Origin of the sequence: Paenibacillus sp. FSL H7-0737 (genome assembly GCF_000758545.1) — a bacterium.
Lineage (GTDB): Bacteria > Bacillota > Bacilli > Paenibacillales > Paenibacillaceae > Paenibacillus_AQ.
The window spans coordinates 1,536,412-1,557,686 of the sequence record NZ_CP009279.1 but is presented as its reverse complement, the minus strand read 5'-3'; the positions used below and the strand labels follow the sequence as shown (position 1 = coordinate 1,557,686).

20 protein-coding genes and 1 pseudogene are annotated in these 21,275 nt (G+C 42.6%); 8 read left to right on the top strand and 13 right to left on the bottom strand.

Features of this window, described 5'->3' with window-relative positions; genetic code table 11:
• Positions 1 to 427 precede the first annotated feature (427 nt).
• From nrdI to nrdF, 3 genes are read left to right on the top strand one after another with little or no spacing between them, the layout of a single operon-like run.
• On the top strand, positions 428 to 787 hold the full coding sequence (gene nrdI, locus H70737_RS06850) for a class Ib ribonucleoside-diphosphate reductase assembly flavoprotein NrdI (RefSeq protein WP_042185827.1): 360 nt from the start codon (positions 428 to 430) through the stop codon (positions 785 to 787).
• On the top strand, positions 774 to 2,858 hold the full coding sequence (nrdE, locus tag H70737_RS06845) for a class 1b ribonucleoside-diphosphate reductase subunit alpha (protein ID WP_042185825.1): 2,085 nt from the start codon (positions 774 to 776) through the stop codon (positions 2,856 to 2,858). Before nrdI ends, nrdE begins: the two co-directional genes overlap by 14 nt.
• Before the next feature lie 39 nt (positions 2,859 to 2,897).
• Positions 2,898 to 3,857, top strand: coding sequence for a class 1b ribonucleoside-diphosphate reductase subunit beta (gene nrdF / locus H70737_RS06840; RefSeq protein WP_042185822.1), 960 nt, complete (start codon positions 2,898 to 2,900; stop codon positions 3,855 to 3,857).
• A gap of 64 nt (positions 3,858 to 3,921) precedes the next feature.
• Here nrdF and H70737_RS06835 read toward each other — a convergent pair whose 3' ends face one another.
• The 5 genes from H70737_RS06835 to H70737_RS06815 form a co-directional block, all read right to left on the bottom strand.
• Positions 3,922 to 4,281: a hypothetical protein gene (locus tag H70737_RS06835; RefSeq protein WP_042185820.1), complete on the bottom strand. Its 360-nt coding sequence runs from the start codon at positions 4,279 to 4,281 to the stop codon at positions 3,922 to 3,924.
• Between the two features lie 469 nt (positions 4,282 to 4,750).
• Positions 4,751 to 5,524: an SDR family NAD(P)-dependent oxidoreductase gene (locus H70737_RS06830; RefSeq protein WP_042185818.1), complete on the bottom strand. Its 774-nt coding sequence runs from the start codon at positions 5,522 to 5,524 to the stop codon at positions 4,751 to 4,753.
• 303 nt (positions 5,525 to 5,827) lie between these two features.
• Positions 5,828 to 6,058, bottom strand: a complete 231-nt coding sequence (locus H70737_RS06825; RefSeq protein WP_042185817.1) for a hypothetical protein — start codon at positions 6,056 to 6,058, stop codon at positions 5,828 to 5,830.
• A gap of 5 nt (positions 6,059 to 6,063) precedes the next feature.
• A complete protein-coding gene (locus H70737_RS06820) occupies positions 6,064 to 7,287 on the bottom strand; it encodes a Ger(x)C family spore germination protein (protein WP_042185815.1) in 1,224 nt (407 codons plus the stop codon).
• Positions 7,284 to 8,798: a spore germination protein gene (locus H70737_RS06815; protein WP_042185813.1), complete on the bottom strand. Its 1,515-nt coding sequence runs from the start codon at positions 8,796 to 8,798 to the stop codon at positions 7,284 to 7,286. The genes H70737_RS06820 and H70737_RS06815 overlap by 4 nt, the downstream gene beginning before the upstream one ends.
• 144 nt (positions 8,799 to 8,942) lie before the next feature.
• Between H70737_RS06815 and H70737_RS06810 the strand changes: the two genes are divergently transcribed.
• Positions 8,943 to 10,046 (top strand): GerAB/ArcD/ProY family transporter, encoded by a 1,104-nt coding sequence (locus tag H70737_RS06810; protein WP_042185811.1) that lies wholly within the window; start codon positions 8,943 to 8,945, stop codon positions 10,044 to 10,046.
• 78 nt (positions 10,047 to 10,124) lie between these two features.
• On the opposite strand, the gene H70737_RS06805 is transcribed toward H70737_RS06810, so the two are convergent.
• Complete coding sequence (locus H70737_RS06805; protein WP_042185810.1) at positions 10,125 to 10,538, bottom strand: zinc ribbon domain-containing protein; 414 nt, start codon at positions 10,536 to 10,538, stop codon at positions 10,125 to 10,127.
• 287 nt (positions 10,539 to 10,825) lie between these two features.
• Here H70737_RS06805 and H70737_RS06800 point away from each other — a divergent pair, with 287 nt between their 5' ends.
• Together H70737_RS06800 and H70737_RS06795 are read left to right on the top strand one after the other, a co-directional pair.
• Positions 10,826 to 11,044 (top strand): PspC domain-containing protein, encoded by a 219-nt coding sequence (locus H70737_RS06800; RefSeq protein ID WP_042185808.1) that lies wholly within the window; start codon positions 10,826 to 10,828, stop codon positions 11,042 to 11,044.
• 47 nt (positions 11,045 to 11,091) lie between these two features.
• A complete protein-coding gene (locus tag H70737_RS06795) occupies positions 11,092 to 11,769 on the top strand; it encodes a PspA/IM30 family protein (RefSeq protein ID WP_042185806.1) in 678 nt (225 codons plus the stop codon).
• A 17-nt stretch (positions 11,770 to 11,786) separates the two neighbouring features.
• Here the strand turns inward: H70737_RS06795 and H70737_RS06790 are convergent, their stop codons facing one another.
• The 4 genes and pseudogenes from H70737_RS06790 to H70737_RS31165 all read right to left on the bottom strand — a co-directional run.
• Complete coding sequence (locus tag H70737_RS06790; protein ID WP_042185804.1) at positions 11,787 to 12,509, bottom strand: DNA alkylation repair protein; 723 nt, start codon at positions 12,507 to 12,509, stop codon at positions 11,787 to 11,789.
• Between the two features lie 22 nt (positions 12,510 to 12,531).
• Complete coding sequence (locus H70737_RS06785; RefSeq protein WP_042185802.1) at positions 12,532 to 13,149, bottom strand: DNA-3-methyladenine glycosylase family protein; 618 nt, start codon at positions 13,147 to 13,149, stop codon at positions 12,532 to 12,534.
• A 179-nt stretch (positions 13,150 to 13,328) separates the two neighbouring features.
• Positions 13,329 to 14,024, bottom strand: coding sequence for a vWA domain-containing protein (locus H70737_RS31170; RefSeq protein ID WP_042193439.1), 696 nt, complete (start codon positions 14,022 to 14,024; stop codon positions 13,329 to 13,331).
• Positions 14,025 to 14,111: 87 nt separating this feature from the next.
• Positions 14,112 to 14,630, bottom strand: a pseudogene (locus H70737_RS31165) (TerD family protein); the annotation flags it as partial.
• 113 nt (positions 14,631 to 14,743) lie between these two features.
• On the opposite strand from H70737_RS31165, the gene H70737_RS06775 reads away from it, so the two are divergent.
• Positions 14,744 to 15,382 (top strand): 3'-5' exonuclease, encoded by a 639-nt coding sequence (locus H70737_RS06775; protein ID WP_042185800.1) that lies wholly within the window; start codon positions 14,744 to 14,746, stop codon positions 15,380 to 15,382.
• Positions 15,383 to 15,767: 385 nt separating this feature from the next.
• Here H70737_RS06775 and H70737_RS06770 read toward each other — a convergent pair whose 3' ends face one another.
• Complete coding sequence (locus H70737_RS06770; RefSeq protein WP_042185798.1) at positions 15,768 to 16,724, bottom strand: 3'-5' exoribonuclease YhaM family protein; 957 nt, start codon at positions 16,722 to 16,724, stop codon at positions 15,768 to 15,770.
• A gap of 199 nt (positions 16,725 to 16,923) precedes the next feature.
• Positions 16,924 to 19,224 (bottom strand): FMN-binding protein, encoded by a 2,301-nt coding sequence (locus H70737_RS06765; protein ID WP_042185796.1) that lies wholly within the window; start codon positions 19,222 to 19,224, stop codon positions 16,924 to 16,926.
• 492 nt (positions 19,225 to 19,716) lie between these two features.
• Between H70737_RS06765 and hemH the strand changes: the two genes are divergently transcribed.
• The gene (gene hemH, locus H70737_RS06760) at positions 19,717 to 20,730 is read left to right on the top strand and encodes a ferrochelatase (RefSeq protein ID WP_052404191.1); all 1,014 of its coding nucleotides are present in this window, start codon (positions 19,717 to 19,719) and stop codon (positions 20,728 to 20,730) included.
• Positions 20,731 to 20,821: 91 nt separating this feature from the next.
• On the opposite strand, the gene H70737_RS06755 is transcribed toward hemH, so the two are convergent.
• The gene (locus tag H70737_RS06755) at positions 20,822 to 21,274 is read right to left on the bottom strand and encodes an IDEAL domain-containing protein (protein ID WP_042185792.1); all 453 of its coding nucleotides are present in this window, start codon (positions 21,272 to 21,274) and stop codon (positions 20,822 to 20,824) included.
• Position 21,275 lies beyond the last annotated feature (1 nt).

The following is a 21,275-nucleotide window of genomic DNA, read 5'->3' as shown; positions in this document are numbered from 1 at the left end:
GTTCATGGTCATCTTATTGTATGTGGGTAGATGCCTAGAAGTGCATGTACGGGGGAAATTGTACAACCCCATTGTTAGTCTCTCCGCTTTTGCTTCATTAATGATCTCATCCATCTTCTCCCAGTTCTGCTCAACGGAGTGACGCTAATTTGTCATGATAAAAAAGATGCAGTAAGATCCAGCACAAAAAACAACACAGCTGCCTTAGCAAACCGCTCCAACCTGCGTATTTTCGTGATATTAACACTTTAATAGAGCGTTTACTAGACCAGTTTCCGACTAGTTAGGAAGCACTTTTCATGTTGACTTTTCAACATATAGTGATAAAATAAACAACGCACACTAAATATAGTATGCATATGATTTTCCAGTATTTATAGCTTATCTATTCAATCTTTACAGTAATATATACAGGGGGAGAGACTCCATGCTAGTCGCATACGATTCAAAAACCGGAAACGTCAAACGCTTCATTGGTAAGCTTAAGCTGCCAGCTGTGCAGATTGAAGAGCATATGACCATTGACGAGCCCTATGTGCTTATTACATATACCACCGGCTTTGGACAGATTCCAGAGAAGGTGTCTACTTTCTTGAAGAACAATTATTCCAATTTGAAAGGCATCGCCGCCAGCGGCAACAAGAACTGGGGCGAGCTGTTCGCGCATAGCGCAGACTTGATAGCAGATCGGTACAATGTACCCGTTATCGGTAAATTTGAGCTATCGGGCACATTTGGTGATGTGGAACGAATTAAACAGGAGGTGAGCCGAGTTGCGGCATATTGAACTAAACAACATGTTGATGAAAAGAGACGAAAGTGGTTTCTTTCAATTGGATAAAGACCTTGAGGCAGTAGCCGAATTTATGCGGAATGTAGAACGGCGGAGCTTGGTTTTTGAGAATACAAAAGCCAAGGTTGATTATATGATTGAACAGGATTTCTACGAAAATTTTTACGAACAGTACAGCTTGGCTGAAATTGAAGAAGTTTACCAAATTACCCATTCTTACAACTTCAGCTTTCCATCCTATATGGCAGCTTCGAAGTTCTATACGGATTACGCTGTAAAAAGCAATGACCGCAAGCAATATCTGGAGCATTATCCGGACCGTGTGGCGGCAGTTGCCCTTCACCTAGGACGCAGCAACGCCGCTACTGCCGGCATGCTTGCTCGTTCGATGATGGAGCAGCGCCTGCAGCCAGCGACTCCTACCTTCTTGAATGCCGGCAAGAGCCGTCGCGGGGAGCTTGTCTCCTGCTTCCTTATCGAAATGGACGACTCGCTTAATTCGATCAACTATGTGCTCAATACCTGCATGCAGCTCTCGAAGATCGGCGGTGGCGTGGCTGTCAACCTGTCCAAGCTTCGTTCCCGCGGAGAGACAATCAAGGGTGTCGAGGATGCGGCTAAGGGCATTATACCTGTGCTCAAGCTGATGGAAGACGGCTTCTCCTATGCTGACCAGATGGGTCAACGTAAAGGCTCTGGGGCCGCCTACTACAACATTTTTGGATGGGATGTTCTTGAATTTCTCGACAGTAAGAAGATCAACGCCGACGAAAAAACAAGACTCAAAACACTGTCCATCGGCCTGATCATTCCGAATCACTTCTATAAGCTGGCGAAGGACAATGAACCGCTCCATGTATTTGCCCCTTACAGTGTGTACAAGGCTTATGGCACGCATCTTGATGACATGGATTTGGATGATATGTACGATAAGCTGCTAGCCGATCCACGTGTCAAAAAGAGAAAGGCCATGAGCGCACGGGATATGCTGACCAAAATCGCCATGATCCAGCTGGAATCTGGCTATCCATATATTATGAACAAGAGCAACGCTAATGCGGCCCATGCCCTGAAAAATGTCGGACAGATCAAAATGTCCAACCTCTGCACAGAAATCTTCCAGCTGCAGGAGACCTCAGAAATTGCTGACTACGGACAGGAAGATACCATCCGCCGTGATGTAAGCTGCAATCTGGCTTCCTTGAACATTGTCAACGTGATGGAGCATGGCAAAATCCGTGAATCGGTACATGAAGGCATGATCGCCTTGACTGCAGTCAGCGATATGACCAGCATCTCTAATGCCCCAGGCGTAGCCAAAGCTAACAAAGAGATGCACTCCGTCGGTCTCGGCGTCATGAATCTGCACGGCTATCTGGCCAAGAACAAGATCGCTTATGAAAGCGAACAGGCTCGCGATTTTGCCCGGACCTTCTTCATGACCATGAACTACCATTCACTGGAGAAAAGCATGGAGATCGCTGCTGCAACCGGCCGGTCTTTCCATGGTTTTGAGGCTTCTGATTATGCTACAGGAGCTTATTTTGAGCGTTACCTGACTACGGATTACCGCCCTGTAACGCCAAGGGTACAAGAGCTGTTCGGAGATATTTTCATCCCATCCCCTGCGGACTGGGAACAACTGCGAGATGCAGTAAAAGCAAATGGCTTGTACCATGCTTACCGTTTAGCAATTGCGCCAACAGCCAGCATTTCCTATATTCAAAATGCTACTTCAAGCGTTATGCCTATTGTAGAGCAGATTGAGACACGGACTTATGCTAATTCGACGACTTACTATCCGATGCCGTACCTGCGTCCAGACAATGTATTTTTCTATAAATCGGCTTACCAAATGGATCAGTTCAAGGTGATCGATTTAATCGCGGAAATTCAGCCCCATATCGACCAGGGCATCTCGACCGTTCTGCATGTGAACAGTGATGTCTCAACCAGAGAACTGGCCCGTTCCTATCTGTACGCGGCGCATAAAGGCCTGAAGTCGCTGTATTACACCCGGACCAAAAAGCTGTCTGTTGAGGAATGCCTCACCTGCTCGATCTAACTGGAAGGCTATAGCCGCAGAAAAGGAGATTGCCATATTATGACCGCTATCCAAGCCGTTAACTGGAACCGTCCTGACGACGATTTCTCATTGATGTTCTGGAATCAGAACATTATGCAATTCTGGACGGACGATGAAATTCCATTATCCGATGATAAAATGTCCTGGCTCACGCTCAGTGAGCAAGAAAAGGACTCCTATATGAAGGTACTCGGCGGACTCACACTGCTGGATACGATTCAAGGCGGAGTAGGTATGCCGCAGATTATGGAGCATGTCGAAGGTCTTCAGCGCAAGGCTGTGCTTGGCTTTATGGGCATGATGGAACAGATTCACGCCAAATCGTACAGTAGCATTTTCACCACTTTGTCCTCCACAGAGGAGATTGACAGTGTGTTCCGCTGGGTTGAAGAGAACCCTTATCTGCAGTTCAAGGCAGAGACCATATCACAATATTACAAAAAAATAGATTCACCCAAAGATCTGTACCTTGCCATGGCAGCCTCAGTGCTGCTCGAGAGCTACTTGTTCTACAGTGGCTTCTTCTACCCGCTTTATCTAGCTGGCCAAGGCAAAATGACATGCAGCGGTGAGATCATCGACCTTATTCTGCGGGATGAGAGCATCCATGGCGTATATGTCGGTGTGCTGGCGCAGGAGATCTTTGACGGGCTACCAGATGACGAGCAGCGTGAGCTACACCAGAAGCTGGTAGACCTCCTTAGACTGCTACATGAGAATGAAGAACGTTATACCGAGCAGATCTACGCTCCCATCGGACTGGTGGACGAGGTCAAGACCTTCCTTAGATACAATGCTAACAAAGCCATGATGAATCTGGGGCATGATCCGCTATTCGACGAGGAAGAGATCAACCCGATTGTTCAGAATGGCATCAGTACCCACACCAAGCAGCATGATTTCTTCTCGAAAAAAGGTAACGGATACGTCCGGGCGCTTAACGTGGAGCCGCTGAAAGATGAAGATTTTCAATTTTAAATATAGATAAAGCAAAAAAGTGCGGAGAAAATTCTCCGCACTTTTTGCTAACTGTAAGATTAGATTATTGCAAGCTTTTCAGGTATGTTCTAGCTTCTTCGTAGGTATCGTAAGCATCTGCAAAATCTCTACCAAAAATACGTTTCAATTGCATCTTCCAAATTGGGTTTTTAGTTACATAAGCCCATCCTGCTTGACCAGCTTCACTCGCCATAGCACCTGTAGGGGCTAGCATAGCTGCAACCTCAGGAGTAAGTACACTTTTAGAATCAGTTACATCAGTTGTTCCTGTAAATTTAGGTTTAACAAGCTTCATGATATTTTCAAAATCTTTCAGGTATCCTGGAACATCTTCAGCTGAAAAATCAATAGATACTACATCGATATGGTTCTCATTTTGGTTGTACTTAATTGTGTATGACATAATTATTTTTCCTCCAAGTTTTAACGTTATTTTTTTAATAATAGAGATGAAATGTATGTAACTTCACAGACAAAAAATACCCACCCCATACTTTTTCAGGGCGACGACATCTACTTCCTGTATCGTTTTTATAACAACACCCTTTCTAGAATATTAACTAATACATATTACCTATATTATTATCGACAAATTTCTTTTTTTATTTATATTAAAATACAAATTTCTACAAATTCCAACATATCCATGGTCATATTTTCCTTAATTCATTCATTTTTGTGTATCTGCTGTCTCTTGCAGCCATTCAATTTGCCAATATACGAAGAATCTATTTTTTTTAGACAACTAAAAAAGGCTCTGCGTGCGACTTCCGATTCCAATCCAGTCATCCTTCAGGTTTTTGGAATCAGAATACGCCGCAAAGCCTTTAATACTATATATTTAGTTGTTATATAAGTAAATCAATCCGTGATTACTTTGTTGCGGAATAGCCCCCGTCAATCACATGTGCTGTACCTGTAATAAACGAAGCCTCATCACTTAGTAGGAAGCATGCAAACGCAGCTACTTCCTCAGGCGTACCGTATCTACCCAGAGCCGTTCCAGAAGCGATAAGAGATTGAAGCATCTCTACATCATCAGACAACAGCTTTTCATATCTGTTCATGGTTGGTGTAGGGATAGGTCCTGGGCAAAGGGCATTTACTCTAATGTTACGGTGACCCACTTCTTTGGCAACCGATTTAGTCATCCCCACAATAGCATGTTTACTTGCTGAATAAGCTGCATCATTGGCCATCCCGATAAAAATACCATGCAAAGAGGAGCAGTTTAGAACGGAAGCTCCAGATTTCATATGAGGTAATGTATAATGCAACATGTAGAATTGGCTAGTGAGATTTGTCTGAATCACTTTTTGAAACAACAACGGATCATAGTCTATAACATCCGTATTGTCTCCTGTAATTGCTGAGTTATTATATAGGCAATCAATTTTTCCATAAGCCGCTAATGTTTGATCTACGATATTTTTGCAGTCTGCTTCGAGAGAAACATCTGACCGAACAAACATCGCTTCCCCACCTAGAGCCTTAATTTCCTCAACTGTGTTAGCGCCGGCATCTGATCGATTGGCAACTACTACAATACCGCCCTCTCTTGCTACTCTTAAGGCTGTAGCTTTTCCGATTCCGGTACCTGCACCTGTAATAATAACTACTTTGTTCTCAAATCTGTTGCTACTCATATGCGCACCACTTTCTTATGTCTTTTTCAGGAGGAGGATTCGAACCTCATAGACCCTAATATCGCCTGATGCAATATGGATTGGAACATTTTTGCAGAAAAATCGACAAAATTATCCTCTATATGACAACTTTATTGTATTTAATTGTATATAGCAATGAATATTTTAATCTGTTTTTACAACAATTGAGAATTTGGTTTTGATCGTCATAAAAAAAACACCCCTTAGAATTTCATCAGATAAACCAGAAGTTTTATCCGATGCTTATTCTAAGGGGTTTGATAATTTGTAAATCCGTCGTTGTTAATGAAACCACACTCCAAATAAATTATTTATTGGCTTATAGATAAGAATAATCAGAAACAGAGGACTCGGAATGTTCAATTTTAACAACGCACATACGGTCGCGCCAAGTCCCAAAATCCAAAATATAAAATATACGCTAAGATCACGTACTCGGCGCTTTCGCACTAATTTAGGCAAATCAAGTGCCATACAACCTACAGCAAGCACCAAAAAAAACAATAACACCATTCGACTCACTCCTTGATTTTTTCAAGAAAAGAATTATCTGTGAGACCTACGCGGTTAATAACTACTGAGGCACTATAATGGATGGGCAATGATTTAAGGTAATCGTCGCCTTTTTTTTGCTGTAGCTTTGTCCAGGCTTTAGGACTGGCATGGTAGATCGATTGTCCAAATCCCATAATATCAACATTGAAGCGATTAGTTACTTGCTCCACAGTGTTTTGCATCCGCTCTATAATCCGTTCCTCTGTTTCCTTTTCCAAACGTTTTATGGTGCTTTCCGATTCCAAATTTTCTGTACTTTGCACTTCTTCAATGTTGCAAAGCGTCTTAACGTCAAGGTAAATATGCGGCTCCCCATCAATAATTTTCACTTTGCGTTTGGTTGAAGCCTGGATCGCTTCGATAACAATAGGCTTTCCGTCTTCCCCTGCTATCGCGCCAGAATGTGAGGTTACCTTATCATTGATATAATTGTAACCAATCGTTTCACCCTCGTTTAGCCAACCGATCAGTTTGTCTTTTCTGAACACAGCTACAGTATGGTATTCCAATCTCGCCTTAGGCATTGTTCGCTCTACATTGCTTTTATCTCCCCCCTCTTTGGGATCTCCCATAACTTCCACTCCGGTCAGTACAGGATGTTCACCTTCAGCCAATAAATTTTCAATAAAATCATCCAGCGTGACAGCGACTGTTTTTGCTGAATCTTTATAAGAATTATCTAGGGAACTAAATAATTTGTTCGCTGGTAATTTATCCATAGGTGTAAGGACATTCAAGACATCGCTGGCGGTTGTATCTCTGGCAACCATGACGTAGAAATCCATTCGAGCTTCCCGACTTCTTTTAAATACGTCGAGTATCTCGCCCACTCCGGAGCGTGCAAGTTCCTCTCCAATCACTAACACCCGGATATGACCAAGATAACTCGTCCTGGAACTATCCAAATTCAACATACGTTGTGCATCATAAAACGTAGGTACCGTAAATTTATAAACAACCACTGGGACTCCAGTGCCTCCCCCTCCTCCATTCGATTGTGAGGAAATCGCAGATGGAATAACGACTTGCATCGAAACTGTATAACCAGTTTCAGCCTTGTCGATCCCTATCCCCAGAACAAAGGCTACCTCATTTAGCTCCTTTCTTTCCCAACAGCCACTTAGCACTAAAGTAAATTGGAGAGCTATCATCAATCGGAGAGCGCCTCTAACTAATTTTTTATTCATTGTGTCGATTCCTCATCACTGGATGTGCTTTGACGAAATAGGTTCTGCGTCTTGTTCTCAGCAGGTCTTGTCTTTAAAAAAGGCCACGGAAAGCGAAAGATAGAGTCTTTTAAGTCTTTTGAATTATAAGGACCGAGCGGACTCATATAAGGCATTCCGAAAGAACGCAAACTCGACAAATGCAGTACGATGATAAAAATACCGAATAGAATTCCATATAATCCGATAAATCCGGCCAAAGCTATAAGCACAAAACGGATCATCCGCGCAGCTATTGACATTCCTGTCTCCGGAATAACAAAGCTAGAAATGGCTGTAAGCGATACAATAATGACCATTGCAGATGAAATAAAACCCGCTGCAACCGCTGCTTGTCCAATCACCAACGTTCCGACAATGGAAATTGCCTGTCCAATATTTTTAGGTATCCGCACCCCGGCCTCCCGCAAAATCTCATAAGTCATTTCCATGATCAGCGCCTCGACAAAAGCAGGAAAAGGGACACTTTCCCGCTGGGCAGCTAAACTAATTACAAGATTGGTCGGTATCATCTCCTGATGATACGTAGTAATCGCAACATACAATGAAGGTGCAAGCAAAGTGATAAAAAACGAAATAAAACGAACTAATCTCAGCAATGTTCCAATATCGGCCCTTTGGTAATAATCCTCAGCAGACTGAAAAAATGCTACAAAAAATGTGGGTACCAAAAGTACAAAAGGAGTTCCATCAACAATAATGGCCACTTTTCCTTCCAAAATACCTGCTGCAATCGTATCTGGACGATCACTGTTGTATACGGTAGGAAATGGTGTAAATACCGTCTCTTGAATAAATTCTTCAATATATCCACTCTCGAGAATACTGTCCGTATCAATTTTATTCAGACGGCGTTTTACTTCTTGCACCAACTCCTTATTCGCGATGTTGCTTAGATACATAATGGATACGCTGGTTTGAGTTACCCTTCCGATCTGAACGGTTTCCAGCCATAAATGGCTATCTTTTATTTTCCGCCGAACCAGTGCCGTATTCGTCCGTAAATTCTCAGTGAATCCTTCCATTGGACCTCGAACAACCGATTGGGAACTGGGCTCCCCTACATTGCGATCTTCCCAGCCTGGTAAGCCGATCCGGAGAGCGGTGGATGTCCCATCGAGCAGCAGCATTACACTACCGGACAGCAATTCGTGTACGAATTGGCTGTAATCAACGATAACGGTTAGATCACCGGCTATTAATATCTGTTTCTTAATAATCTCAATCTTCTGCTCGGGCTCAAGCTTTCCCAGCTGTTCATAAGGAATATGTTCCTGCAAAGAATACAAAATTGAATTATGCAGTACCTGAGTATCCACAAGACCATCTATGTAAATCAAAGAAATATTAGTATTTTCTTCTATCTGCAACTCTTTTATCACTACATCAGAACTTCCGCCCAGCAATCCGTTCAACTGATCAATATTGGTTTTCAATCGGTTTGATAGTGTACCCGTCTCCGAACTTTTCACGATGTAGCCTCCACTTCACTTAGATTAATGAGTATAGTTTGATGTTAATTTTGATAATTATTCCTTTCTGATTAAAATTCGGAATGGCATAATTCTGGTAACTACAACCATACTAAAACTAGTCCAATAAATTTGAGGGGGTATATGCATTTGGAGAAAGATCGAATTAGTACCAATCAAATGATTATACTCGGGCTATTCACATTTATTGGGGATATGGCGCTTGTGTATCCAGCGTTAATGATATCAGGAGCGAAACAAGATGCATGGATTGCTGCTTTGATTAGTATTCCCTTGGGCCTAGCGACCATAAAACTGTTGCTCTGCTTAGCAGACATTGAACCAAACAAGAATATTATCGAGCTTAGCCTACAAATTCTAGGAAAATGGGCCGGAACTGCTGTAGCCTTGTTCTATTTAGTGTTCTTCCTGATTGCCGCTTCCACTTACATAAGAGAAATTGAAGATTTCATGTGTACACAGATTTACGAGAAGACACCCGGTGGGGTTATCCGTTTTATGGCCATTTTCCTGCTGGTATATGGTGTACGACTGGGTCTGGAAACATTGGGACGGGCAGCTCAGCTTTTTTTCCCTTTGTTTGCAATTTTTTTGATCGGTCTGCTGCTTCTGCTGACTCCCGATGTCAAAATGGAACGTTTATACCCCATTATGAACACACCAGTACCGGACATGCTCCATACTTTGATGTATGGTGTTTTTTATCCTTTTGGTGAATTATGCGTGTTTCTTATGGTATATCCTTATGCTCAGAAGAATAGCAAAACAAGCCGGGATATTTTCATTGCCCTGATCATCGGAGCTCTCGGACTTAACCTCATCTTATTTTTTTCCCTTACCGTTCTTGGTGTTTACGCTTCTGAACATCAATTTTATGCCGCTTATATTCTTGCTCAAAAAATTAATATTGCTAATTCTCTGCAACGTATTGAAGCGCTTATGGCTACTGCATGGATTATCAGCACGTACTTCAAAACAGCCATTTATTACTATGCTTTAACATTAGGTACAGCCCAATTATTTAAACTCAAAAGCCACCGTCCTCTGATCCTACCCACTGGATTTTTGTTATTTGGTATGTCACAACTGATTGCCAAAGACATCATTTTTTATGTAAAGGAAATCCCCGCCTACTGGGTAGATTGGGATTTCACGGTTGCATTTGTTCTACCGCTTATATTGCTAATTGTGTATTATTTAAAAAAACGTTTTGCTGCCAAGGTTTAAACAACCTCTCTCCTAAAAATAAAAAAGGACAGCTATTGAGCTGTCCTTTTGTTCATGAATTTCTTACATGCAGTAGATTTATTCCTTCTTATCCAATGTAATCGATGATGGTGTTACATCACGAATAGGTTCATTTGACACTTCAAAAGTTGATCCACAACTCGGACAAAAGCGAGCCTCGATTGCCACATTGCCACCGCATGCTTTACACTGCTTCACATCGGACAACCCCGCAATTTGCTGCAAATTGACCTCAATCTCCGATTTCAGTTCAAGAATACGGGAAATATTCTTCTCGATCTGCTCACTCGGCAATGGTCCTGCTCCTTGTGTTACAGCTTCAAACAACAGTTTACCCATTACCTGATACTGCTGGTCAATGTCATTCTGCTTGCTGTTGTTCTGTAATTTCAAACGATTGATCTCCACCACTGTCTTTGCTTTATTGCCAGCCTCGCTCACGCCTGCCTTTACCTTGTTAAAAAAGCTCATGTTCAGCCCCCTATTCCGTAGTAGTCATATATAAGCATATTTCGACACCACCACAAGTATTCCTCTCTTTATTGTACCTAACTTCAACCGCGATTTGTAGTTCATCCACAATCATGAACTTATTTCCCCCGCCTTCCTGCGGGAACGAACCTCGACTCAGGTCTGGTATATAAAACCGCCTTCAGGCCGTTTTGCCGCATTCAGAAAGGCTATACAATGAGTACATAAGCAAGCGGGTTGCAAGATTTAAACACAATTACCCCCATAAGAGAGGATGACAATAATAAATGAAAAAATTATATCGTTCCAGAAGTGACCAAAAGATTAGTGGTGTATGCGGAGGTCTTGCCAGTTGGTCAGGCATCGATGCCACAATTCTCCGTCTCGTAACGGTTGCTGCAGCACTTTTCAGCTTCGGTACCGTACTTATCTTTTACTTTATCGCCAGCATCATCGTCCCTAAAGAACCTTTTGGCAGCTTTTCGGATGGACATGATTTCTATTAACAGATCGTCCTTTCATACCAATCAAACATACTAAGGAGAGATATAATATGAGTTTATTTAAAAGAATTTCCACCCTTACTAAAGCTGCCCTACACGAAGGTCTGAACAAATTAGAAAACCCAGTGCTACTGACGGGTCAGTATCTACGCGATCTTGAGAACGAAATAGCTACGGCAGAACGCAATGAACGTGATTTAAAAGTTACAGCGAGTGTATTGGAACGCCGTAAGCAAGAATATACTCAGCTGATAGAGCAAAGCGAAGCTGAAGCCGTTCAGGCGGTTGAGCAAGGAAATGAAGAAAGAGCACGCCTTGCACTCATGGCCAAGCTGCGGTATACAGAACAGCTGGATGAGAGTATCAATACTCAGGCACAAACTCAGCAATCCCTGGCAGAGCTGGAGATCAACATCGCTAGAGCTAAAGAAGAGCGCGAACATCTTAAAGCGAAAAGAACTGAGCTTATCGCTCGTGCTCAGCAAGCTACAGAAACACTAAGCTCGGCTCCTTATAGCAACAGTGTAAAAGGACCGAATGTGGGTACCGCTTCACGTGGCTTCGAACGAATGGAAGAGAAAATTTTCGAGTGGGAAGCATTGGCTGAAAACTCCAAGTATAAATCCAACTCAAGTGCAGGCTCGTCCATTGATCCCAACCTCCGTAGTGCTGTTGATGATGAAATTGAACGTATCCGCAACCGGAAAATCAATACCGACAAAAAATAAATATAATAACAGGTCCCTTATTTCTCAGCTACTGAGCTATATAAGGGGCTTGTTTTTCTATTCCTCTTCATCCCGCGAATCATTTTTTTCGATTCCGGATCTACTCGGTAAGACTCTGTGATTTTCTGCAAAGCTTTGTTATAGGTGAAATCATCTAAAGTGTTAGTTCTCAAATAATCTATCGTAGCCGCAGGCAGCTTCACATAACACATCGATAGCGCCCAAGAAACCGCCATTTTCACATAATACCCCTCATGTCTGACCTTATCGAGTAGTTGTAGAATCCGACTGATGTACGCTTCTTCAATAAAGAAATTAAGCATCATTACTACCGCAAATCGAATCTCATATTCTTTGTCAGATAACAGATACGGCACTATAAAGTCCCACATCTGCTCTTTATTCTTCAAGGTAAACTTCAGCCCTGTGCAAAAGCTATCACATACCGACCAGTTATCGATTTTAGGAATAAAGTCCGCAATATAATGCAGAATTTCTTCAGGATCTGCCTTCACATAACCAAGTACCATACCTTGCAGCATTACCTCTTCAAAAAAATCAGAGTCGGCGTGCTCCAAATAGGCTCTCCAGTCACCCTTTGCAATGGTTTTGGCGAGTTTACGCAGCTCCGGCAGCCTGACTCCTATCACATTATCGATCGTCGGAAGTAAAGCCGCAGAAAACTTCTGGTAATCCGCATCTGCCAACTCCACTAGCTTTTCCTTTATTGTTTTGTCCACTATAGTGCTCCCTACGTATTAATTATTGAAATGAAATCTCCCATAAATATATGGAAGCTACCGAACCGTGTGGTGAGTACCTGAGACGGTATTGTTCGAATTGCTTTTTGGTAAGCGTATCAAGCCCATACAGCTTCATCATGCCGCGACGAATGGCGATATCTCCCCAACTGACTACATCTGGGCGCTCCATACAATTAATTAACATCATCTCTGCTGTCCACTTACCAATGCCTTTTAACTTCATGAGTCTTTGAATAACCTCTTGATCGGACAATCCATATAATTCCTCCAGCTTAAACTCCCCATCAGCAATCAGCTTGGAAATATCATGAATGCAAACCGCCTTTTTCATCGTCATGCCGCAACCCTGAATCTCATCCGCCGTGTGTATAGCTAGCTGCTGAGGAGTTATTTCTCCGAATTGAACCTGCATTCTTGTCCAGATAGTTCGAACCGCTTTGACTGATATTAGCTGACCTACTATGGCATAGATAAGCGCAGTGAAAAGATCCGGAATAATCACACGTTCCACTTTCCCCATTCGCGCCATCGCCGCACCTAGCACTGGGTCCACACTTCCGAGGTAATCGATTTCTGCTTGCCCATATTCAAAAAATTTAGTGATTACAGCTCCCAAAGTATTTCCTCCCGTATCTGAGCTTAACAATAATATACAACATCTATTTTGCAGTGTACGGATTCTTGAATAGGATAGCAAGATAACGAAACTTGAAAAAGCCACAACACTTCTACTCGGGTAGATGGTTATGGCTCCATGTATAGTGTCCGATTATTCTGTTTAGATTTTTTCATTATTTATGCTCGAATAATTCGCTTTTCCTTTGCTGCTTTTAGCCATGTGGGAAATTCATTTAGTAGCTGATCGTAAAGCTCTTCATCCGTCACTTGTTCAATCCGATCCAGATGAATAAAATTAGCGTTATCCACCAAACGCCCCTTCATGGTATCAAGTTGCATTAAGACTTCGAAATCGGAATTTCCAATCCCTACAAACTGCCAGAAAATCGGTTGAACAGAAGCCGCCATAATCACCTTCTTAGTAGGCTTCACGACACCACCATCGTTGATGAAAATAATAAATACCGGTGTAGAATCCGGCTCTTCTTCTGTGTATTTTTTAATGATATCCTCCATTACTGGTGGTTCATTATTACGGCCAAATTTATGGATTGTATTATTATTCATAATATGTGTAAACACATAACTTCCTAATTCCTGCTCTGTCACAGGTGGTAAGCGACTGAACTCGGTATCGTAGACCCATACATCCAGTGACTGGTTATCATCGAATTTACAGGCAACAGCTAAAATACGCTCTACCACTTCTTGCACTGTCCCATTCGCATAAAGGCTTCTCATCGAGCCTGTAATGTCCAGTACGATTCCTACTCTCGCTGTTACACCAGTCAACTTCTTTTTTTCTAAGGTGATCTGGACAATCTTTTTTCGTAAGTCAATGTTGGATAGCACGTTCTTCTCTTCCGAAAGAATCGGTACTAAAGGAATTGTTAACTCAGGAGAAGCAGCTACCTCATTACTTCCCTCGGCTTCTTCAATATCTAACCCATAGTGGGTGCATAATGCAGCCAATCCCCCATCAAATCCACTACCAATAGCACTAAATTTCCACTCTGATCCATACCGATAAAGTTCTCCTACTACAATCGCTGTCTCCTTGGAAAGATCAGAACCGTAATCGAAAATGAACAATTCCTCATCACTGTCACCATCTACTAAACGTAGATAAGGAGCAGAGACTTGCTTCATAGAGTGCCCTGATTGTTCTCCTTCATAAATCGTTAATGTTAAAGCTATTCTAGTAATGTCCACAGGAAGCCCGGAGAGCGTTATGACGATAGCTTCTTTATCAACTCCTTGTTGTAAGACTGAGTGACTTACCGCTTCGTCTATAGACACCGGATTTCCGTAAAAGATAAAGTTCTCATCGCGTTCGCAGCGATTCCGATCAGACAACAAAAAGGCAGCCGCATCTATGCTAATCCTAGCATCAGCGGTCATCCAACCAAACTTCAGTTCCAGCTTGTTTACACTTCGCCCTTTCGTGAGATCCACCTTTTGTCCTTTTATAAGCCGCAATCTCTCATCTCCTTATTATTAACTCAACTACTATATGTAACTTGTACTATATTGTATTTATCATTTTACTACTTTAATATAAATGTATATATGATAGATGAGGAGCTTTACGAATGGACTTTATAGCAATTGACTTTGAAACGGCGAATTCCAGTCGATCCAGCGCCTGTGCTTTGGGACTTGTGGAAGTTAAAGATGGCGTAATCACGGCAGAACATTCTTGGCTGATCGATCCGCAACAGCGGTTTGACGGCATGAACATTTCGATACATGGCATCACCCCCTCCATGGTAATCGGTCAGCCTACTTTCCACGAATTGTGGCCCACCGTTGAACCTTTGCTGCACGGACGAATCGTTGTAGCGCACAATGCCGCTTTTGATATGAGTGTACTGCGGTATTGCCTCGATGGGATGTCCATAAGCTATCCGAGCTTTCAATACTTATGTACTTATTTACTAGGCAAAAAAATACTGCCCGAGCTTCCCTCTCATAAACTTAATGTAGTCTCCGAGCATTTCGGCATTGAGCTGAAGCACCATGACGCTCTCGATGACGCGCGCGCTGCTGCCTTGGTTCTATTAATGCTTATGGAGCGAGAATCACATCTTGACCCGCTTTTGCTCTCCAGCAGCCAAGGATATACTAGCGGAACAATGTTTGCTGGTGGATACACTCCTTTTTCTGCTCGAAAGAGTAAACCTGCTAAGAAACCTGTGAACAATCAAAGAACGAAAAACTTCTATTTGTAAGAAACTATTAAGTTATTTACCAAAAAACACCCAACAGGCTCATTACAGCTGGTTGGGTGTTTTGCATAGATGGAGGAATATAGCATACAAGTCGATTCATTCACTACGAAGAAATCTAACCTTGCTGGTCATTATAGGGAATAGCTCCCTGTAATTCTACATTTAAGCTCTATACGACAGAGTTATAGGGAATTTATCCCTATAATTCATAAGGTTCGGGTGTAAATGAAGCATTTCATAAAAATTATAAGGAGAAATTCCGTATAATGACTTCAAATAGACCCTTATCGTGCTAATTATAGGGAAGAATTTCATATATTTTATCAGCGATCGGTGAACATCCCATCGGTTCATCCAGATCACCAACCAAGATCAACACAACACGCTAGATCTTCATCCGATAAACTGCTTTATTCTCCAGTCCTCTGATGAATGGCGTCCATTCTTCCGTTTCTGGTGTGGTATCCAGCGCATCCTCGACCATCTGCAGCTTCGCATCCATCGCATCAATATGATGCAGCGCTACGGCCTCAGCCGTTTGCGGCTGAACAGGACTGCCCCATTCGCCCAGGTTATGGTGTGATAATACGAGATGCTGTAACGCCAGAACCTTCTCCGAATTCAAATCAATGTCTAAGCGGATGGCCGCTTCTGTAATCCAGTTAGATGCCATCGAGATATGACCAATCAACTTCCCCTGAACGCTATATTCTGAGACAATTCCGAGCTGAGAGATCATCTCCTCCGGCTTCGCGATATCATGCAGAATAATTCCAGCCTTCATTAAATCTGGATTCAGGAACGGACGCTGCTTGCACAGAAAATCCCCGATCTCCAGCATGCGAACCATATGATAAGCAAGTCCGGCAAAATAAGCGTGGTGATGCGTTTTGGCAGCCGGATAATGCATCAATTTCTCTTCCACTTTGCTTACACAAAAGGAGACAATCGAGGCAATCTCCGGATCTGTGATGCTTGCCATAACCCCTTTAATCGTATGAATAAGGTCTACTGGACGAATAGGAGCGGAGCGAATAAAATCCGTTAGCGCAACGCCATCCTCATCGTTCACCAATCTGATTTTGGTTACTTTGATTTGCAATTTCTCACGATAAGTGTGCGCAATCCCGCGAACCTTCACCAGTGCCATAGGAAAAAAGGTTTCTTTATCGGTTGTACTGGCATCCCAATATTTCGCAGACAATTGTCCACTGGAATCCCCCAAGACTAGGTCGAAATAATCCTTTGGAGGAGTACCGTTCGTTTGTTTGATCGCTAGCTCTCTTAAGAGATAAAAGCCAACAAATTCATCCTGTGGAGCGAGCTGTTTAATTTGTGTCATGTTGAAGCCTCCTATTAATAACAGGCTTTGTACCTGCTCTCTATATTAAACTTTAGACACTCACGTCCAAAATCCCTTTAAATCACTATACGATCTATTTTCATTTTTATGTACAGGTAGATAAAGGAGGTTACTCCACAGGCCATAATATGGCTCTAGAATAACCCCCTTTATAGATTAACTATTGATTGAAAATTGCTTATTTACCAGCGGATTCAAGCGCTGATTTAATAGCTTCTACCACTTTAGCAGATACTTCTTTCTCAGCATCATTATTTCCGAAGGCTGCTGCGCGATATCCATACTTGTGTAAGCTATAGCCCGTTGAAGTCGACTCAATCTCGCTCTTCACAGCCAGCTCAGCGTCAGTCAACTGGTTGACCGTTCTTGTACTTCCGTTTTTATCTAAATAGTAAACGAGCATTTTAACAGGAACACCATGTTCTACATACGTCATAACATTTACAAGCTTATCAGCACTTACACCAATGAAGATTCCATCGAAGTAAGCCGCTTTGTTAGCTTCAACAATTTCAGCTTTCCCGTATGCTCTATCCACCGCAGTCTTGAGAGCTACACTACTACTAGTTGCACCGGAAACAGCATCTACATCTTGCACAGCTTCTCTAGTACCTGCTGCAAGGAAGCTAGAAGTCAATTGCGGAATTGCTTTTACCACCTCTGGGTAAGCAGCTTTGCCTCTATCCACAAGATTCATTCCTACACGATACAAAGCAACATTTACGATCTTACCGTTACGCAGTGTAACGTCTGCTCTGTTTGTTCCTTTATCATAGGCATCACCAAATGCAGTGAAGGTTCCGTCTTTATAGGTTCCTTGAACTTTGGATGCGTTAGTCAAAGCATCAGTCAGAGCAGCTTTGGCAGCTGCGGATAGCTCTTCTTGACCTGTGATATCGGACATTTGCACACCTTTTTCAAGTAATCCTGAAGTAAGTGTACCCACCAGCGATTTTTGTTCTGCACTTAGTTTGTCATCAGCGATCAGCTTGCCATCAGCTCCGAACAAGCTTAATTTAATGTTTGTAACTGCATCTGAAGCAACATCAATAAGCAGTAATACTTTAGATTGGTTATCTACACCTGCGAATTTTCCGTCAAAATATTTAACTTCATCTGGAACTTTCAGTGCTTTTTCGAAAGCTCTTTCTACGGCTTGGTTCCAACCGTGACTGCTTTCTGTAGCGCCAGAAATTCCATCTACTTTCTCATCATAGTTAGCGAAGTAAGATCCATTAGCAAGCAACTTAGCTGTCATCGGAGCATTAGCTTTTACAACTTCTGCATAAGCCGTTGCACCTCTGTCAATGAGGTTGTTCCCAAGTCTGAACAGCTTCACATCCACTAGCTTACCGTTGCGGATCACGATGTCAGCTCTTTCAACACCAACACTTCTTGCAGTCCCATAAGAGGAATAGAATCCGTCTACATAAGCAGAAGTATTATTAATCTTTGCATTCTGCTCAGCATCCCAAAAAGCATTAATCGCAGCCTTAAAGTCGGCTTCGAGTCCTGCAACAGGCTCTGCAGCTGTTCCTTTAGCCAGCAATGCTGGTGTTATAGCTGCAACTGCTGCGGATTGCTCAGCTGTGTAGGCCTTCTCATCCACGAAATCACCAGCACTGTTCAGCGGGTACACTTTAACAGCTGTGAGCTTATTGGATTCGTAGGTTGCAAATACTGCATATTTACCTGTAGGATCTATGCCCATATGAACACCATCAAAGTAAACTGCATCTGTATCTTTCACTGTTAGAGCTCTTTCAAACGCTCTGTCTACAGACAATTTCCATCCATTACTAGAGCGTGTTGCTCCGGAAACAGCATCTACTGCAGCTGCTCCATCTCTTGTCTTGCCAATCAATTTATTCGTCATCAATCCATAAGCTTGCCATAAAGCGCTATAATTGTTACGAGCATCTCTGTCGATCAGCTTAGGGCTGGTTCTCAGGAGATCGATGCTAGTAATTTTCCCATCTTTAATTTCGATCTTAGCGCCTTCGGTACCTTTGGAGTATGCATCGCCATACGCTACGTAAACTCCATCTTGATATACATTTTCCTTTACTGTAACCGGTAATGCTGTAGGCACAGGCTTAACAGTCGCTGCTGGAACTGCTGGAACTACTGTAGCCGCTGGAGCAGCGGTTGCTTTTGGCGTTGTAGCAGGTTTTGTCGTTGCTGCTGGTGCCGCTGTTGCCTTTGGTGTTGCTACTGGTTTTACCGTTGCTTTCGGTGTTTCTACTGGTTTTGCTGTTGGCTTTGGTGTTGCTACTGGTTTTGCTGTTGCTTTTGGTGTTGCTACTGGTTTTGCTGTTGCTGCTGGTTTTGCTGTTGGTTTAGCTGCTGGTGCATCCGCTTCTTCAGAAGCTGCGGATACTGCATCCACCTTCAAGTTCAAAGCAGGCACATTAAGTGTGTAAGCAAATGGCGCTAACAATATTGCCGCGCTAACCGTTAAAGAAATTAGTTTTTTCAATAAAATTCTCCTTTACCAAGTCCCCAGTGATATATAGCTTTTCTTAACCAAACTTACCTTTCACGGCGCCCCTTCTCTTCTTATGAAGCATTACATCTCTCTTCATAAGAACCCATCCCCCCTCTCATGCCTATGCGCGAACCATCACTTTCCAAAAAAATAATGCCTTATATCTATTCATTCCTTTTTACAATAAACCGCATCAAAGGTGAAATAATTCACATATAATATTAGAAAAAAATGAAGGCGCTTTTTCAATCAATTTCTGGTTTGATACTACCAAACTTTTCCGCAATTCCTCTGTATCTAAAATCACATACCCTATAAGAAACATCACTATTTGCTCATAAATGTGATTTTTCAATATTTTTTCCAAACAAATACACCCACTTCCGATTCTCAAAGTAGATAACGTGATCTCGATTATTGTGTATCCAAGAATAGATATGTTATTTTAGAACGATCTCTAACATGGGAAAGGAGTTCAATGCTTTGAACAAACAGCCACCTATTGGAGTCATTCTCGCCCAAATTGGCACACCTACTGCACCTACTGCAAAGGCGGTACGTCCTTATCTGAAACGTTTTTTATCCGACCGCCGAATCATAGATTATTCACCAATGCTCTGGCAGCCTTTGCTGCGAGGCGTTATTTTGCGTACACGTCCTCGGCGGTCGGCTGAGCTGTACAGACAAATCTGGACAACAGAAGGCTCACCTTTACTCTTCCACTCATTAGCTCAGCGATCTGGTTTGCAAGCGCTTCTAGGCTCACGGTATCAAGTAGAGCTTGGCTTAGCATATAGCGAACCAAGTATGGAACAAGCGATGAACACATTGGAAGCTAACGGAATCACACGCATCATCATTGTGCCGCTATTCCCGCAATATTCGTCTACTACGACGGCATCTGTCTTCGATCAAGCGAGTTTTGCTGCACTAGGACGCCAAAGCTCCACTGGACCGGTAACAAAGCGCCTTATTCCTGCTCTCAGATTTATGGATGCTTATTATAATGAACCCGGTTATATTTCAGCCATGAAGTCGCATTTACTGCAGCAAATAGAACTTCTGAGCTCTAATCCTGATTTTTTCGTACTGACCTTTCACGGGATCCCCAAACGATATGCAGATACAGGCGATCCCTATCCGGAGCAATGTATGGAAACTGCGCGTCTTCTCGCTTCAGCTATGAATTGGGAGCCTGAACGCTGGCAGCTTACTTTTCAATCACGCTTCGGACGCGAAGAATGGGTAGGTCCCTCTACAGCAGATGTTTTGGGAAAGCTAGCGGAACGCGGAATTCATAAACCTTTGATTTTCTCACCGGGACTTGTAACGGATTGTCTGGAAACGCTGCACGAGCTAGCCATAGAAGGGCGCGAGCAATTTGAGGCTGGAGGAGGACATGCTGAAGACTTCACTGCAATCGCCTGCTTGAATAATCATGAGGACTGGCTTCATTTTTTAACTCAGCATGTTGAACGAAATGCCATGGGCTGGTAATACAAAAAAACCGTCTTGTCCGCAGATATTCTCTGAAGAGATAAGACGGTTTGTTATGTCCGTTCATAAGATCTAAGGGTCACTAAGATGCTTATGCTGTAAGCTGCTTATATTTAGTAGTGAGTTCATGGAACCATTGCTTGTCCTGTAAGGTCAATGCAAAGTCGATCAGCTCGGCAATCTCACTCGGCTGCAAATCAGCTGAATCATTAAAAGATACTTCAGCGGTTGCAGTGGCTTCTCCATTCCCATCCTCTGCATAATCATAAGAGAAGCATATCTTGATATCACTTTCCAGAAATTCGTTACGCAGGAAATATAACACCTCACACATTAGCACAGGTCTAACATGATCATCAAAGACACATTCCATAACCTTCGCCCAGTACTGCTGATTGCTGAGGTGTAGCTTATCATTGGTTAAGAGATATTTCTCACCCTGAAAATCAGTGACAAATCTCAGCTCAAGCGGCTTCATTTTAAAAATAGTAGCAATTTGCTTCATGCTAATATTCAGAATGTCTTGCGTTTCTAGTCTGATCATC